Genomic DNA, 14923 nt, shown 5'->3' with positions numbered 1-14923 from the left:
GCTGCAACATTAAGACCCGTGGGCATAAAATTGGTTTCGTAAATAATCAGTAAAGAAAGCACACACGAAGTGACAAAACGCCGGAGTAAACTTGGAGAAAAGCTGGCACCGGCAAAAAAACGCTTTACAATAACACGCCTATGATAAGCAACGGACAAAATAATGGAACCCACACAATTGGATCTCCGAGCGCATCGTTGCCCAATGGCCTTGTTGTTGGCTAAGCGCCACAGTGCAGAGTTAGTTAAAGGAAGTCAATCAGTTATTCTGATATCAGATCAAAGTTCCCTGCAAGATATTGTCAGATATTTGCAAGCCCAGCGCTTTGAGGTTGAAACTCAGGTAAAGTACGACTTTTATCTCCTACGTATTTTCAAAAAGGATGTGTCGTCAGATGTTTGAAATGATAAGCCGCTGGTATAAGCGACGTTTTTCAGATCCTCATGCTGCCAGCTTAGTCGCCATTTTGCTGTTCGGTTTCATCACCATCTACTTTTTTGGGCATCTCATTGCTCCGCTGTTGGTCGCCATCGTGCTTGCGTATTTGCTTGAATGGCCAGTGGCACAAATGCGTCGTCTCGGTGTGCCTCGTACCATCGCGGTCGTGACAGTGATCTTGCTGTTTGTCGGTATCATGCTGGTGGCGTTGTTTGGCCTCATTCCAACTATCTGGACTCAGGTCGGCAACTTGATTAATGACATTCCTAGCATGTACACCGGCTTGCAAAAGTTTATCGCTACCTTGCCAGAGCGTTACCCGGAGTTGGCCAATTTACAGATTGTGGAGTCGATTGCTACCAACGCGAAAAACAAAGTGTTGGGTATGGGAGAAAGCGTGGTCAAAGGCTCGCTCGCCTCTTTGATCAGCATCGCGACGCTTGCGGTGTATCTGATCTTGGTGCCGTTACTGGTTTTCTTCCTGCTCAAAGATAAAGATGAAATGATGAGCATGGCCAGCGGGTTGCTGCCGAAGAACCGCCGTTTGGCCAACAAAGTGTGGCATGAGATGAACGAGCAGATCTCCAACTACATTCGTGGCAAAGTTCTGGAGATTTTGATTGTTGGTGGTGTCAGTTACGTCACTTTTGCAGTACTTAATCTGAGATACTCGGCGCTGCTTGCTGTCGCGGTCGGCCTGTCGGTACTCATCCCTTATATCGGCGCTGCGGCTGTCACTGTGCCTGTTGCGATTGTGGCGCTGTTTCAGTGGGGGATCTCTAGTGAGTTTTATACTTTACTGATTGCCTACGCTATTATTCAGGCACTGGATGGTAACGTGTTGGTGCCTGTGCTCTTTTCTGAAGCGGTGAACCTGCATCCGGTGGCGATTATCGTCGCAGTGTTGGTGTTTGGTGGGCTTTGGGGTTTTTGGGGTGTCTTTTTCGCTATTCCGCTGGCGACATTAGTCAAAGCGGTGTGGAAAGCGTTGCCAAGCCAAGAAGGACAAGAAGCGATGGAATAAAAGTAAGCCCGGTTAATGTCCGGGCTTACTCTTTCTAGTTTGCAATACCTTGATGCTAGCCTTGCGCGTTAAGGTAGTTGAGAACCACTTGGTGGTGATCCTTGGTTTTGAACTTATCAAACACCTGCTCGATAACCCCTTGCTCGTTGATCAAGAAACTGATGCGGTGCAAACCATCGTAGGTTTTTCCCATGAATTTCTTCAATCCCCACACGCCAAACTGTTCAGCGACCTGGTGGTCTTCGTCCGACAGGAGCGTAAAGTTGAGGTTGTCGCGCTCAATAAATTTACCGAGACGTTTCACTGGATCGGTGCTGACACCTAAAACCACCACGTTGTGCGCGTCAAGTTCGGCTTTTACATCTCTCAGCCCCTGCGCCTGCACTGTGCAGCCTGGTGTCATGGCTTTGGGGTAAAAGTAAAACAGGACTTTCTTGCCTTTGAAATCGGCCAAAGAGACAGTATTTCCATTTTGATCGAGCAAAGAGAAGGCGGGAGCTGGCACGCCTGCTGTCAGCGTATTCATTATCGGGCTTCCTTTTTATAGTGTGTTTTTAATGAAGTTGAGTGAGCCTTGTACGCTGAGCTTGGTACAAAGATCATTAAAGTCTTCTTGTAGCTGCATTAAGTTGCATTCGCTGTTGACCGACGCAGTAATCGCAATGTGGAACTGATCTTTCTCCAGCTGCACCAGAGATTTATCAATGGTTTGAGCACTGAGCATCGACAGCCCAATTTGTTTGTCAGCAAAAAACTGGGTGAACTGTTCGGTGAGGCCGACGCGATCATCCGACTCAATAAACACCTCCAGCGTGTAGCAGTTACTCAAGGGGTTGTGCGGCGAGGTGCGTTTCATGATGGTAATGAGGTCTTGCTCCTGGCCGAGTAACGGCAGGGTGGTTTCGACTCTGGCAATGCCGTTACTGCTGCCAGAGAGCAGCATGATCAAGGTGAACTCATTGCCAAACATGGCAATGCGGCTGTCAATAATATTGCACCCTGCCTGAGTGACCAGATGCACGACTTGGTTGCAAATCCCCGGTCTGTCGGTACCCATGGCAGTAATTACCAGATGTTGAGTCATAGCGTTGCTCTTATTTGTTCATTTTCATTTTTCGCAGGATGGTAGCATATCCGTTTGCACAAAATGTCGAGTAAGTTCGTTTTTTTATGCAAAGCAGAAACATCGACCACTCTTCACCAAGCGCTGACAAGAGGCTCATCTCAAGTAACTATAGTCGAGCGCGAGAGCCCTCTCCCCGAAGGGAAAGTCACAGAAAGCCATATCAATTCAAATATTCATCCACTTGTACTCAGGAAGCGAGTTTGCGCTCTTGTTTTTTTCAATCGCCTTACAGTACCATGCATGAAGAATCAAATGAGGGAGAAAGACATGTTATCAGGAAGTATCGTTGCGTTACTCACGCCGTTCAAGCCAGATGGCGAAGTAGATTTTGATGGTCTACAAAAGTTAGTTGAATATCATATTGCGGCTGGCACAAACGGTATTGTGGCTGTTGGGACCACAGGCGAGTCTTCTACTTTGACCGTGGAAGAGCACGTTAAAGTAGTCAACAAAACGGTCGAATTCGTCAATGGTCGAATCCCTGTCATTGCCGGTACGGGCGCGAATGCAACCCATGAATCGGTCACTTTTAGCCGTTTGCTGAATGATTCAGGCATCGATGCCTGCCTAAGTGTTACTCCTTATTACAACAAACCGACTCAAGAAGGTTTGTATCTGCACTATAAAGCCATTGCTGAAGTCAGCACGGTACCACAAATTCTGTATAATGTGCCGGGCCGCACGGCAGTTGACCTACTGCCAGAAACCGTGGCGCGTTTGGCTGAGATCGATAACATCATCGCGCTTAAAGATGCGACTGGCGATTTAAAACGAGTTGCACTTCACCGTGAACTTTGTGGCGAAGATTTTATCTTACTCAGTGGTGACGACGCGACTGGGCTGGATTTTGTTAAGCTCGGTGGTCAAGGGGTGATTTCTGTAACCAATAATATTGCGGCGAAAGACATGGCAGACATGTTCCGTTTAGCAAGAGAAGGTCGCTTTGAAGAAGCGGAAATCATCAACCAACGTTTAATGCCACTGCACAAGAACCTGTTTGTCGAATCAAGCCCAATTCCAGTCAAATGGGCCGCGCAACAGCTTGGCTTAATTGAGTGTGGTCACCTTCGTTTACCACTGACTGAATTGTCAGAAAAAGCGCAGCCCATTGTTGCCAAAGCAATGACCGACGCTGGTATTTTCTAAGATAGATGTAGTAACGCCGGAGCATTCTCCGGCGCTTTAGGAGTTTCAATGAAGTTTTCTCGTCAGTTAGTGCTTAGCTCGCTGGCTGTTTTAGTGCTCACTGCTTGTTCAAGTAGTCCAACTCAACGTCGCCAAGCCAAAGACGATTTTACCTATCTGGAAACCGCTGATTTACAAACGTGGAATCTCCCCGATGACGCGACAGCGCAGTTTTATCCCAATTTCGATATTCCACAGGGGAATTTTACCGGCGGGATAGGCCAAGAGGTCGACATTCGTCCACCACAGCAGATTTTGGAGTTGATTCCTGGCGCGCGCTATGAACGCAATCAAGGTGAGATCACGCTATGGCTTATCAAGCAAGAAGAAGCGGAAGAGGTTTGGCAGACGGTGCTGAACATGCTGGCGGAGCGTCAAATCCCCATCCAAACCAGCTCAGAGACGCATGTTGAAACGGGTTGGCTGGTTTGGAAATCAGAAGATGAAGAGACCGATATCGGCAGCCGTTACTCAGTTGACCGTTTTGAAGCCAACAATCGTTACGGTTTTCGCATCAGTTTGATTGATTGGCGGGAAGGTACGCAAATAAAACCGGTCACCTTAACTAATAAAGAGCGCTATAACGTCTTTATGACCAACCTCGTCACCTCGCAATATGATCAAAACAAGCGGGACGAAGCACAGCGCAAAGCGCAAGCGTTGGTTAAGCAGATTCCCATTACTATGGGCAGTGACCGCAGCGGATTCCCTGTAATTATCGCGCGTACGCCATACAATGTGTTATGGCAGCGTTTGCCGACGATTTTGCCGCGTATCGGTTTTAATATCGAGGAGCGCAACCAGTCTCAAGGGACGTTAAAAGCCAAGTATGCGTCACCTGATGATGAGTTTTGGAATGAGATTGGCGTGAAACCGATGGAACTCAAATCAGGAACCTACACGTTTTTGTTTGGGGATTTGGGTAACCGAACGTCCATCAACGTGACCAACTCATCGGGTAAACCTGTGGAGGAAGAGTTACTAAAATCTCTTGCACCAGTGTTGGCCGCCGTTGCTAAGCAAGAGTAGCCGTCAGCGAACGAGACCTTTTGTTGACGTGAAGATTGAAAAGCCGAGTGTCGAAAGACATTCGGCTTTTTTACTTTTTACTTTTTACTTTTGACTTTTTGCGATTGCTGACAAATGGCTGTCACAGTCTGTTAGCAATAGGATCGATACGGTGATGAAAGACAAAAGTGTGATGAAGCCCGGTTTGCAATCCCGCTCATAAAAGCAATTTTGTGTAGAATTAAAGTTCAGACCGAATTGCCACAAGAGCACCGACTTCGCCATGCCTAGCAAACTCACGCCGTTAGTTCAGCGCTTCACCCGCGTTGCAAAACCTATCCGTTATACTACTTACCTGCTCTTAGCTTATGCCTTGTACGCGCTGAGTTTGGGCGTCATCTTACCTGCGGTGATAGAGAGTAAAGTGCCGCCGACGCTGACTGAGCAGCTAGGTCGTGAAGTGAAACTCAGCCAAGTCGCTATCAACCCATTTTTGTTGCGGGTTCGTATTGACGGTTTTGCGTTGCAAGAAGCCGATGGCGCGCAAGCGTTCAGTCAGTTTGAACGCTTAGAGCTGCAATTGAGTTTTTGGCGCAGCCTGTTCACGCTGACGCCGACGCTAGAATACGTCACGCTCTCGGGCCCTCAAGTACGCATACAGCGTCTGCCACAAGATAACCAAGTGCGCTTTAACTTCAGTGACATCTTGGACACTTTGGCTCAGCAAACGCAGCCAACTCAATCATCATCGCCGCAAAGCACAGAATCCTCCCTTCCCGCGTTACGTATTGAAAAAATAGAAATCGCCAGTGGGCAGTTCCATTTTCAAGACCAGTTAACCGGGGCGCAATTGAACTATCAAGGGCTCAACTTGCGTTTGCAGCAGTTCGACACTCAATCGATGCATCTTGTGCCAGCGGAAAATCCGTCGGTGTCGACAAGCCAAACGCAGGCCAATCAGTACGCTTTTGCTATTCAGGGAGCAGATAAGAGTGAGTTGCAACTCAGTGGCCATTTTCAATTGCAACCTTTGTTCGTCGAAGGGACGGTTAAGCTGCAAGGGTTAACGTTGCCACCATTTTGGCCATTTGCCAAAGATCAGATGGATGCGGTGGTCACCGATGGTGTGGTTAACTTTTCTGCCCACTACCTAGCGCAACAAGCAGGAGAAGATTTTCAGTTTGCAGTCAGTGATGGGCAATTTCAGTTGAGCGACTTGACGGTCAGCGCCGAGCAGCAGGCCAAAATCAAGTTGCCTCGTTTGGCTGTGCAGGATATCCGGCTCAGTAGCCAAACGAAGGATATTGATATTGCTGCGATTGATCTACAAGGGCTTTGGGTTGACGCCGAGTTCTCCGCGCAAGGGCTTGATCTGCAACGTTTGTTTCGCTTAAAGAATCAGCCCTCCGCCAAGACAGAAGCCGTCGCTGTCGATGAGAGCAGCGACGCTGATAGTGCTTGGTTGGTTCGACTTGAGCAATTCTCACTAAGTGAAACGGACCTCAATCTCAAGGAACAAGTGCAAAGCTCAGGGGTATTCTGGCGTGTTTATCCGCTGTCGCTTGTTACTGGACCAGTAAGCAGCGACCTCAGTGCTGCGATTGATTACGAGTTGTCACTGGGGTTGAGTTCTAGTACGGCAGCGCCGCCAAAAACGGCGCGCGGAGAGGTAACCACCCGAGGAAGTTTTGATGCGAAAGCGCGGAGCGTGCTAGGTGAGATGGCAGTTGAAGGGCTCGATCTCACTCAATTGCAGCCGTATCTGACGCCGTACGTGAATATCGATTTCTCTCAAGGCAAACTTTCCAGCCAAGGCCGTTATCAGGCTGATGCAAACGGACAAGCCAGTTATCAAGGCACATTGGCGATTGATCAACTGCTGCTTAAAGATGGCATGCACCATCAGCCGTTGGTGAAATGGCAGAAGATGGCGATAGATTCGCTCCATTTCGATGCGCAAAAGCATGTGTTGGACATTCAGACCATCCACTTTAACGCGCCTTACGCCAAAGTGATGATTGCGCAAGATAAGCAGACCAACATTGGTCATTTTCTGGTCCAGCAGAGCGATACGCAAGAAGGAACGACCATTAGTGTGCAGGGCGATGAAGCCTCTGTGGCGTCCAAGCCGCTGGCGATCGACATTCAAGCCATCACCATTGCCAATGGAGCCGCCTATTTTGCTGATGAATCGCTGACGCCAAATTTTGCATCTGGCATTGAGGCCTTACAAGGAAGTGTGCGCCATCTCTCTTCGACGCCCGGCACCAAAGCACAGGTCGATATTAGCGGAAAAATCGATAGATATGCGCCAGTGACACTCAAGGGGGAAATCAACCCCTTGATTGAAAAGCCTTATCTGGATCTTGATTTACTGTTCAAAAGCGTTGAATTAACCTCGGTGAATCCCTATTCGGGCACTTATGCGGGCTATTACATCGACAAGGGACAACTGACGCTGGCACTCAATTATCAATTGCAAGAGGACCAGTTGCTCGGGAGCAATCATTTGGTGATTGATCAACTGCAACTGGGCAAACCCAGCGAGTCGGATCTTGCGACCAGTCTGCCGATCAGTTTGGCGATTGCCTTGTTGCAAGACAAAGACGGGGTCATCGATCTGGGGTTGCAAGTGTCTGGCGATGTCAACGATCCAGACTTCAGTGTCGGCGGTATTATTTTGCAAGCGATCAGCAATGTGATTGTCAAAGCCGTCAGCGCGCCTTTTTCACTGCTAGCGGACTTAGTTGGCGCCGATGAGGAGCTTAATCTCATTGCCTTTGACTTTGGCTCATCGACGTTAAATGCGAAGGAGCAAGAGCGCCTCAGTACACTCGCCCAAGCCTTGTCATCGCGTCCCAAACTAAAAATTAGCGTGGCCGCTTCAGTGGCATTTGCCGAAGACAGTAAAGCGCTAGCCGAGCAGCAGTTGCAGCAGACGTTATTGCAAAAAAGTGGCTTAGAGACGCTGCCGAGTGATTTTAGTGCCAGTCGACTCTCTGAATCTAAGCCCCTGTATCAAGCGGTAATTGCTCTGGCTGAAACTTGGTTATCCTTGGATATCAATCAAGAGCGCAGCAAAGTCGCCGCACAGTTGGCAGAAAAAGAGGGTGAGGAGGCGGTGTTAGCGGAACAAGTGGAAACCACACTCATGATCGGTCTTTATAATCAGCTGCTTAATTCCATTGAGATCGGCAAAAATCAATTGAGCAATCTGGCCGAAGCACGCGCTAAAGCTGTCAAAGCGTTTTTGGTGGATGAGGCTCAATTGGCGCCAGAAAGGGTTTTTCTGCTTGACAGTAAAACGCAACTGCGCAGCGAAGAGAGTGCGGTAGAACTCTCAGTGAGCGCAGATTAACGATTCACCACCGTTAAAGCACAGCCACTGGCCTTAGCGGCTAAGGTCAGTGATTGCGTTTCTCGTCATTAAGCTGGTGAGCTTTTTTGTCCAGCTCGTTGAGTTTGTCTAAGTCGCTTTTATCGCGCTGTTTATCGAACTGACCAATTTTCATTTTGGCCGTGTACTTTAGCGCCGCAATATTGCCGACGATAACGCTTAGCACAATAAAACTGATGACCCAAGGATTGGTTAAAATCTCTTTCATGTCGCCTCCGGCGGACAAATATTGGCGATAAATTGATGGTAGATGAGCGTGAGGTTTTCCAGTACACACTCCATTCCATCAATTGGATGCGCGTTTAATTGCCGCTGCAAATCGTTGATGGAGAACTGGGCTAAACAGCTTGCGGCCGTTGCAATATGGCTGATGTGCCAAGGCTCGCTGGCCACGCCACCGCGATCTCGCCGATAGGGCAGGAAAAAGCCATATTGAGAAACGTTGTGGGTGAGCCAGTGCGAAAACTCTCGTTGGTGGCCACGAGTATACTCCCAAGGTTCAAGCTGTAATGAAACGCCGTTTGGTCGCCGATCACGGGCATAGACATCAAAATCGCAGCCCCAGTGATGACGGCTGGCGCCAGGCAAAGCAGACCAGCGCAAAATGGCCAGCATTTTCTCCTGCTCACTCAAAGACGCTTTGTCCAAAGGCTGCGAATTTTGGTCTAAGATGGCCTTTGTACCGGAAAACTTACCGTTCCAAATGGATTTTTGCCGAGCAAAATCACGAAAGCCACTGGCAATTTCCATCTGGAAACCAGCACACTGAGCCGCTTGCACCAAGGTTTGCAGATCGCGCTCGACTTGAGGGTGAAGCAAAATGGATTGGGTGCCCACTTGTGCGTCGATCAAGTGAGTGTCCACATAACCGGTGAGCTGCTCAGGTGTCATCATGCCAATAGATGCTCCAGCGTTTTCTGGTACATGTCGGTCAGTTTTTCCAGATCTTCGATCTTGACGCACTCATTGACTTTATGAATGGTGGCATTCACTGGGCCAAGCTCCACCACTTGTCCACCCATGCGTGCGATAAAGCGTCCGTCAGAGGTGCCACCTGTGGTCAATAGTGCAGGCTGGGTTTGGTTAACCTCATCCACAGCGGCAACCACAGCGTCTAGCAACGCGCCAGTGTCGGTTAAAAACGGGTCGCCATTGAATGTCCATTTCAGGTCATAGTTTAGATCGTAGCGGTTGAGGGTCGAGGTGACGCGCTCAATGATGCTGTCATTATTCAGCTCGGTGCTAAAACGCAGGTTGAACTGGACATGAAACTCGCCCGGAATCACGTTAGATGCCCCGGTGCCCGCTTGGACGTTAGGGATCTGGAAGCTGGTCGGTGGGAAGAACTCATTACCCTGATCCCACTCGGTGGTGGCCAACTCGTGAATCGCCAGCAATGATTTGTGGACTGGGTTGTCAGCAAGGTGCGGGTAAGCGACATGACCTTGTGTGCCTTTAACGGTGAGATCGCCAGTAATGGAACCACGACGGCCGTTTTTTACCACATCACCGACGATGGCGGTGCTTGAGGGCTCACCGACAATACTCATATCAATGTTTTCATCGCGTGCCATCAAGGTTTCCACCACGCGCACCGTACCGTTGATAAACGGTCCTTCTTCATCAGAGGTGATGAGAAAACCGATCGAACCCTTGTGGTCTGGGTACTGCGCAATAAAACGTTCGGTCGCGACCACCATGGCGGCCAGAGACCCTTTCATATCGGCCGCGCCACGGCCGTATAAGTAGCCGTCTTTTTCTGTTGGCTCAAAGGGAGGAGTGTGCCATTGATCCAACTTGCCTGCCGGAACCACGTCGGTGTGGCCGGCAAACGCAAACAGAGGCGCTTCACTGCCACGACGTGCCCAGAAATTGGTGGTGTCTTCAAACACCATTCTTTCGATTTCAAAGCCAAGCGCTTGCAAACGCTTAATCATAACGTCTTGGCAGCCTGCGTCTTCAGGCGTAACGGATTGGCGGCTAATGAGGTCTTTGGTTAAAGCCAGTACGGGACTGTCTGTCATCCTTGATAATCCTTAATCAGTGAAAAATTTGCTGATATTGTTCGGCCTTAAAGCCGATATGTAATTGGTCGTCAACACGAAGAATAGGACGTTTGATCATCGCTGGCTGTTCGACGAGCAGGGCAATCGCGCTTGCTTCACATAGGTTCTCTTTTTGTTCAGCGGTCAGTTGTCGGAACGTGGTGCCGCGTTTGTTCAGTACTTGTTCCCAATCGAGCTGCTGACAAAATTCCGCGACCATCTCTGAGCTAATGCCTTGCTTGCGAAAATCGTGAAATTCATAGCTAAGGTTTGCCTCGTCCAGCCACTTTTTTGCTTTCTTTATCGTGTCACAATTGGAGATGCCATACATGATGATGGTCATGAGTTCTTCCTTCGAGCTGATTTATTATTTTGATTCTGCATCCTATCAAGAAGCCGTAGAACACTCAAAACTTGCGCAAGAATATTTTGTTGCTGAAAAAAAATCGCACTTTATTGAGTGTGAATGGAAGGTTATTGATCCGCCTCAACAAAAGGCAGAGGAAAAAGGAAATAATGAATCAGCACAAATTTAGGAGGTGTCAATGGAATTGAGTCCTGTTTTTGCAAGGCGATTATATCTCGCCTTGTTGGTGGAGAACCTAGAAAGGCCAAATGTGCCTAAGTTGATCGAGCAAACGGGTTGGCCTCGTCGTACGATTCAAGATGTACTGAAGGCACTGCCGGGGATCGGCATTGAGCTGATGTTTGTTCAAGATGGGCGACGTCACAATGATGGCTATTATCAACTCTCAGATTGGGGGCCGTTTGATAGTCAGTGGGTGATGGAGCGTGAGAAAGACATCGCTACTAGCCTTGGATTTCGTGCTTAAGCCAGCGTTTGCTGGCTTTTTTCTTGTTCTTCATCTTGCTTTAATCTTTGCCACTCTCTTGCGCGTCGCAGTAATAAGCTGTGCCAAGCAGGCTCATAGAAGTAATGAAATTTTGCGTGGTGATAACATAAATGGTGTTGGCACCGAGCCGGTGAGCATTATTCTTTAGCTGATTGACGGCGCCCTGGATCAAGACGTCATTACCAAAAAACAGGTAGCTGTACCAATGACCTTCACTGCCAGTCACCGTCCCAAGATAGTGACAGCTATCGGGATTGAACTGCCCATCAAGGCGGATCTCTAAGCTTTGAGACTCAGCCGTTGCTTGATTGAGTGGCGTGCTACAGGCGCTTACTAGGCCCAAACTGGCTAAGGCGACTACTGGACTACTGAACGTTTTAACATCTTAATTTCCTATCCAGTGATAAACGGCAAAGCCAAGCCAACTGAGAGCGAGCAGTACCCAAGGCAGCTTTTGCGTTGTTGGCTTAGGAGTATCAACCATCTCAACGTTGTCTTCTGGCGCTGAATCGGTGTGATTGTCACTTTTGAGCCTGAGCTGCTTTTTTCTCGCTTTGTCTGCTTGGCGATGGCGCTCTTTCTGCTGCTTTTTATACAGAGCGATGCCTTTTTCGATGCCTTGGGCGATGAGTTTGGTTTGCTCTTTGGTCTGCCCCGGCTTTTGCGTGGCTCGGGCTATCTTGAGCGCTTCTTGTTGCGACTCGGGTGAAGGCGTTAGGGTATTTCTTTTCATCTTTGTCTAAATCATGTCAATTCCTTAAGGCAGTCTAACCTTCTCGGGTTACTAATTGAATCTTTTGCGTTAAAGTGTCTGCTGTTTCATTGATTCAGTACTTTGCTTTGCGATACTCATTCGACCATTACGATAGCCACGGATACCTGAAAGCACCGCTAATGCTTTGGTTGGGATGGTTTTTTTTAGCCCGTGCCTGGGTGGTGTTTGCGGTAGCTGGCGTGAGCCGAGAGAGCGGTTCACGTATTTTGCAGTGGGTGTATCCGGATAACCACACGCTCTACCTTGGGTTGCTGATCGGCATTCCCAGTGTCGGTTTAATGTGGATGATGGGGTTGAGGAAACCGGATCGCCACTGGGTAGACAAAATTACTCAGAAAGGACGAGCGGCGACGCTGGCGCTTATCGCCGTGCAACTGCTGCAAACTCTCTATCACGTATATTTAGAGCATGGCCAGTTTCATTGGGCCAATGCATTAACTTTGCTACTACTGCTGTGGTTTGGCATTTATCTTTTGAACAGTAAATGGGTCAAAGATTGCTTTAGTGTGCCCAAACTGCCAAACCAGGGCGAAAATCACTGATAATCATCAAAATATCTATCGCCATTTAGCTCTACACTGGGGCGAAAAAGAGGAGTTTATATGTCACTTGCTCAATCCGCGATCTTGCCAGAAGCTGGGCCCTTTGCCCTATACACCTTACTCAAAGTGAAGCGCAATGCCGCTAAGGTGCTGGCTGAACTGCAATCTTTACCGCAAAAGGTGGAAACGCTCAATCAATCGCAACCCGGCGCCAATCTCACCGTATCGATCGCCTTCAGTAAAGCGTTTTGGCAACAGCTAGACGTCTCAATGCCCGAAGAGCTCATCGATTTTCCTCTGCTTGGCGAAGGTGACATTGTGGCACCTTCAACCGAGGTTGATGTTCTGCTGCATTTTCATTCGCAGCGCCATGACTTGCACTTCTATTTACTCAGAACATTACTGACAGAAATGGCCGACGATGTGACGGTGGTTGATGAAACATACGCTTACCGTTACCTCGACGCGCGGGATATGACCATGTTTATTGACGGCACCGAGAATCCGAAAGACGAGCAACGTGCTCAAGTCGCGCTTGTGCCGGATGGCGAATTCGCTGGTGGCAGTTATGTGATGGTGCAACGTTTTGAACACAATCTGCCTGCTTGGGATCGTCTCAATATTGTGGCGCAGGAGAAAGTGATTGGCCGGACGAAGCCCGATTCGATAGAGCTAGATAAGGTTCCCGCCGCTTCTCATGTTGGCCGTGTGGACATCAAAGAAGAAGGCAAAGGCTTGAAAATTGTTCGTCATAGCTTGCCTTACGGTAGCGTGACTGGTGCCCATGGTCTGCTGTTTATTGCTTATTGCCACACGCTGCATAACTTTAAAGTGATGCTAGAGAGCATGTATGGTGTGAGCGATGGAAAAACTGACCAGTTGCTGCGCTTTACCAAAGCGGTCACTGGTGCTTACTTCTTTGCCCCTTCGCTTTCGATGTTAAGTGAACTGTCAGTAAAATAAGCGCAAACCTCAAACGGCATCGCGGGGAGCATCGGCTCCCCATTTTTTATCCATTTTTTGCTCAAGATGTGGATGGATTGGTCGATAGGAAGCTAATCCCTCAATCCGTCTGTGAGAACTCATGGCCATTACCGTCAATACCAACGTTTCTGCTCTGGTGGCACAAAGGCACCTGAGTAGCGCAAGCGAAATGCTCAATCAATCCTTGGAGCGACTGTCGTCAGGCTCTCGCATTAATAGTGCCAAGGATGATGCCGCTGGCTTACAAATCTCTAATCGCTTGCGCGCGCAAATGAATGGCTTGGATATGGCGGTGCGTAATGCCAACGATGGAATCTCTATTATGCAGACTGCCGAAGGGGCGATGAATGAGACCACCAATATTTTGCAACGCATGCGTGATCTCTCACTGCAATCCTCTAACGGTTCCAACAGCCATGCTGAGCGCATTGCTTTGCAAGAAGAGATGTCCGCTTTGAATGATGAGCTGAATCGTATTGCCGAAACCACCTCTTTCGGTGGACGAAAGCTGCTCAATGGTACTTTTGGTTCTTCATCCTTTCAGATTGGCGCGGATTCGGGCGAGGCGGTTCAGGTTCAGCTTAACAACATGCGCAGCGACGTGGCGCAGATGGGCGGTTTTAAATATGTCGCCAACTTAGCAGCGGGTGGTGATTGGCAAGTGGCTCCAGGGCAAAACGATCTTAATATCAGCTACGTGAACGCTTATGGGGAAACGGAAAGCATCGATATTGAGGCCAAAGTGGGCGATAACATCGAAGAGATCGCTACGTACATCAATGGCCAAACGGACCATGTTTCTGCCTCGGTCAATGAACATGGTCAACTGCAGCTTTACATGGCCTACTCGCAGATTGACCCCATTCATGGTCAGCCGATATTCTCCGGAGGGCTGGCGGATAGCCTGCAAATGGTGGCTGGGGGAAGTCAAATGGTTGACGAGTTGGACATCACTACCGTGGGCGGGGCGCAAAGCGCAGTCGCGGCACTCGACACGGCCCTAAAATACGTGGACAGTAGCCGTGCTCAGCTTGGTGCTTACCAAAACCGCTTTGGCCACGCGATCAACAATCTCGACAACATCAATGAGAACTTGGCTGCATCCAATAGCCGAATCAAGGATACGGATTACGCCAAAGAGACCACACAGATGGTCAAGCAGCAGATCTTGCAGCAAGTGAGCGCTTCTATTTTGGCACAGGCTAAAAACGGCCCCAACTTAGCGCTCACCTTGCTGGGATAACCATGTAAGAGCACGGCTAAAGAAAAATAACCGCTCTTATCGACGGAAAAAAATAAACCTTTAGCCCTTTTTTGAACTTTTTTATCACTTTTACCCTTTCCATCACGTATTCCTCGCTAAAGAATCTTTTTTCAAAAAAATCGTCTTTTTTTGCTAAAGGATTTTCCAACTGAGCCGTTAATAAAAGTAACTTTGAGAGAACTACTTGGTTTTCCGAGACGTCGGAAACCGTAATATCGGAAAATCAATTGGAGAATTCATCATGGCAGTGAATGTAAATACCAACGTAGCAGCAATGACAG

General features: G+C 48.6%; 18 protein-coding genes. 10 read left to right on the top strand and 8 right to left on the bottom strand.

The genetic code is table 11. The features are described from left to right. Positions 1–162 precede the first annotated feature (162 nt). Positions 163–402 carry a sulfurtransferase TusA family protein gene (locus tag UF06_RS09285; protein WP_045570199.1) on the top strand — a complete coding sequence of 80 codons (240 nt, stop codon included), beginning with the start codon at positions 163–165 and terminating at the stop codon, positions 400–402. Beyond that, on the top strand, positions 395–1462 hold the full coding sequence (locus tag UF06_RS09280; protein ID WP_045570198.1) for an AI-2E family transporter: 1068 nt from the start codon (positions 395–397) through the stop codon (positions 1460–1462). The genes UF06_RS09285 and UF06_RS09280 overlap by 8 nt, the downstream gene beginning before the upstream one ends. 55 nt (positions 1463–1517) lie before the next feature. On the opposite strand, the gene bcp is transcribed toward UF06_RS09280, so the two are convergent. Both bcp and UF06_RS09270 read right to left on the bottom strand, forming a co-directional pair. Further along, positions 1518–1988 (bottom strand): thioredoxin-dependent thiol peroxidase, encoded by a 471-nt coding sequence (gene bcp, locus UF06_RS09275; RefSeq protein WP_045570197.1) that lies wholly within the window; start codon positions 1986–1988, stop codon positions 1518–1520. Between the two features lie 15 nt (positions 1989–2003). Then, on the bottom strand, positions 2004–2546 hold the full coding sequence (locus UF06_RS09270) for a glycine cleavage system protein R (protein ID WP_039430231.1): 543 nt from the start codon (positions 2544–2546) through the stop codon (positions 2004–2006). A 309-nt stretch (positions 2547–2855) separates the two neighbouring features. On the opposite strand from UF06_RS09270, the gene dapA reads away from it, so the two are divergent. The 3 genes from dapA (at position 2856) to UF06_RS09255 (ending at position 8139) form a co-directional block, all read left to right on the top strand. Then, complete coding sequence (dapA, locus tag UF06_RS09265; RefSeq protein ID WP_039430229.1) at positions 2856–3734, top strand: 4-hydroxy-tetrahydrodipicolinate synthase; 879 nt, start codon at positions 2856–2858, stop codon at positions 3732–3734. Between the two features lie 48 nt (positions 3735–3782). Next, positions 3783–4802: an outer membrane protein assembly factor BamC gene (gene bamC, locus UF06_RS09260; protein ID WP_045570196.1), complete on the top strand. Its 1020-nt coding sequence runs from the start codon at positions 3783–3785 to the stop codon at positions 4800–4802. A 262-nt stretch (positions 4803–5064) separates the two neighbouring features. Then, entirely contained in the window at positions 5065–8139 is a 3075-nt protein-coding gene (locus UF06_RS09255; RefSeq protein ID WP_045570195.1) for a DUF748 domain-containing protein, read from the top strand. A 46-nt stretch (positions 8140–8185) separates the two neighbouring features. On the opposite strand, the gene UF06_RS09250 is transcribed toward UF06_RS09255, so the two are convergent. From UF06_RS09250 to UF06_RS09235, 4 genes are read right to left on the bottom strand one after another with little or no spacing between them, the layout of a single operon-like run. After that, the gene (locus UF06_RS09250; RefSeq protein ID WP_045570194.1) at positions 8186–8386 is read right to left on the bottom strand and encodes a DUF2897 family protein; all 201 of its coding nucleotides are present in this window, start codon (positions 8384–8386) and stop codon (positions 8186–8188) included. Further along, complete coding sequence (locus UF06_RS09245; protein ID WP_045570288.1) at positions 8383–9069, bottom strand: M15 family metallopeptidase; 687 nt, start codon at positions 9067–9069, stop codon at positions 8383–8385. Before UF06_RS09245 ends, UF06_RS09250 begins: the two co-directional genes overlap by 4 nt. Continuing rightward, the gene (gene dapE, locus UF06_RS09240; protein WP_045570193.1) at positions 9069–10202 is read right to left on the bottom strand and encodes a succinyl-diaminopimelate desuccinylase; all 1134 of its coding nucleotides are present in this window, start codon (positions 10200–10202) and stop codon (positions 9069–9071) included. Before dapE ends, UF06_RS09245 begins: the two co-directional genes overlap by 1 nt. 16 nt (positions 10203–10218) lie before the next feature. Beyond that, positions 10219–10566 (bottom strand): ArsC family reductase, encoded by a 348-nt coding sequence (locus UF06_RS09235; RefSeq protein ID WP_045570192.1) that lies wholly within the window; start codon positions 10564–10566, stop codon positions 10219–10221. Here UF06_RS09235 and UF06_RS09230 point away from each other — a divergent pair. After that, on the top strand, positions 10553–10759 hold the full coding sequence (locus tag UF06_RS09230; RefSeq protein ID WP_139046315.1) for a hypothetical protein: 207 nt from the start codon (positions 10553–10555) through the stop codon (positions 10757–10759). The two genes, UF06_RS09235 and UF06_RS09230, sit on opposite strands and share 14 nt — an antisense overlap. A gap of 9 nt (positions 10760–10768) precedes the next feature. Further along, positions 10769–11056, top strand: a complete 288-nt coding sequence (locus tag UF06_RS09225; protein ID WP_039430217.1) for a helix-turn-helix domain-containing protein — start codon at positions 10769–10771, stop codon at positions 11054–11056. A 40-nt stretch (positions 11057–11096) separates the two neighbouring features. Here the strand turns inward: UF06_RS09225 and UF06_RS09220 are convergent, their stop codons facing one another. Both UF06_RS09220 and UF06_RS09215 read right to left on the bottom strand, forming a co-directional pair. Beyond that, positions 11097–11420: a DUF4156 domain-containing protein gene (locus UF06_RS09220; protein ID WP_045570190.1), complete on the bottom strand. Its 324-nt coding sequence runs from the start codon at positions 11418–11420 to the stop codon at positions 11097–11099. 42 nt (positions 11421–11462) lie between these two features. Further along, positions 11463–11810, bottom strand: coding sequence for a DUF2956 domain-containing protein (locus UF06_RS09215; protein ID WP_045570189.1), 348 nt, complete (start codon positions 11808–11810; stop codon positions 11463–11465). A 107-nt stretch (positions 11811–11917) separates the two neighbouring features. Here UF06_RS09215 and UF06_RS09210 point away from each other — a divergent pair, with 107 nt between their 5' ends. The 3 genes from UF06_RS09210 (at position 11918) to UF06_RS09200 (ending at position 14621) form a co-directional block, all read left to right on the top strand. Beyond that, entirely contained in the window at positions 11918–12394 is a 477-nt protein-coding gene (locus tag UF06_RS09210) for a DUF2919 domain-containing protein (protein ID WP_045570287.1), read from the top strand. A 60-nt stretch (positions 12395–12454) separates the two neighbouring features. After that, entirely contained in the window at positions 12455–13357 is a 903-nt protein-coding gene (locus UF06_RS09205) for a Dyp-type peroxidase (RefSeq protein WP_045570188.1), read from the top strand. A 121-nt stretch (positions 13358–13478) separates the two neighbouring features. Further along, positions 13479–14621 carry a flagellin gene (locus UF06_RS09200; protein WP_045570187.1) on the top strand — a complete coding sequence of 381 codons (1143 nt, stop codon included), beginning with the start codon at positions 13479–13481 and terminating at the stop codon, positions 14619–14621. The last annotated feature ends 302 nt before the right edge of the window (positions 14622–14923 follow it).

Source organism: Vibrio sp. S234-5, assembly GCF_000960595.1.
Classification (GTDB): domain Bacteria; phylum Pseudomonadota; class Gammaproteobacteria; order Enterobacterales; family Vibrionaceae; genus Vibrio.
Note: the sequence above shows the minus strand (reverse complement) of the source record. Positions and strands in the feature narration are given on the sequence as shown.

What these genes read in the sequence shown, in the direction of transcription:
- UF06_RS09205 (WP_045570188.1), top strand. Translation starts at nt 12,455, where the DNA reads ATGTCACTTGCTCAATCCGCGATCTTGCCAGAAGCTGGGCCCTTTGCC.
- bamC (WP_045570196.1), top strand. Translation starts at nt 3,783, where the DNA reads ATGAAGTTTTCTCGTCAGTTAGTGCTTAGCTCGCTGGCTGTTTTAGTG.
- UF06_RS09285 (WP_045570199.1), top strand. Translation starts at nt 163, where the DNA reads ATGGAACCCACACAATTGGATCTCCGAGCGCATCGTTGCCCAATGGCC.
- UF06_RS09225 (WP_039430217.1), top strand. Translation starts at nt 10,769, where the DNA reads ATGGAATTGAGTCCTGTTTTTGCAAGGCGATTATATCTCGCCTTGTTG.
- UF06_RS09270 (WP_039430231.1), bottom strand. Translation starts at nt 2,546, where the DNA reads ATGACTCAACATCTGGTAATTACTGCCATGGGTACCGACAGACCGGGG.
- UF06_RS09235 (WP_045570192.1), bottom strand. Translation starts at nt 10,566, where the DNA reads ATGACCATCATCATGTATGGCATCTCCAATTGTGACACGATAAAGAAA.
- UF06_RS09200 (WP_045570187.1), top strand. Translation starts at nt 13,479, where the DNA reads ATGGCCATTACCGTCAATACCAACGTTTCTGCTCTGGTGGCACAAAGG.
- UF06_RS09230 (WP_139046315.1), top strand. Translation starts at nt 10,553, where the DNA reads ATGATGATGGTCATGAGTTCTTCCTTCGAGCTGATTTATTATTTTGAT.
- dapA (WP_039430229.1), top strand. Translation starts at nt 2,856, where the DNA reads ATGTTATCAGGAAGTATCGTTGCGTTACTCACGCCGTTCAAGCCAGAT.
- UF06_RS09250 (WP_045570194.1), bottom strand. Translation starts at nt 8,386, where the DNA reads ATGAAAGAGATTTTAACCAATCCTTGGGTCATCAGTTTTATTGTGCTA.
- UF06_RS09255 (WP_045570195.1), top strand. Translation starts at nt 5,065, where the DNA reads ATGCCTAGCAAACTCACGCCGTTAGTTCAGCGCTTCACCCGCGTTGCA.
- UF06_RS09245 (WP_045570288.1), bottom strand. Translation starts at nt 9,069, where the DNA reads ATGACACCTGAGCAGCTCACCGGTTATGTGGACACTCACTTGATCGAC.
- bcp (WP_045570197.1), bottom strand. Translation starts at nt 1,988, where the DNA reads ATGAATACGCTGACAGCAGGCGTGCCAGCTCCCGCCTTCTCTTTGCTC.
- dapE (WP_045570193.1), bottom strand. Translation starts at nt 10,202, where the DNA reads ATGACAGACAGTCCCGTACTGGCTTTAACCAAAGACCTCATTAGCCGC.
- UF06_RS09215 (WP_045570189.1), bottom strand. Translation starts at nt 11,810, where the DNA reads ATGAAAAGAAATACCCTAACGCCTTCACCCGAGTCGCAACAAGAAGCG.
- UF06_RS09280 (WP_045570198.1), top strand. Translation starts at nt 395, where the DNA reads ATGTTTGAAATGATAAGCCGCTGGTATAAGCGACGTTTTTCAGATCCT.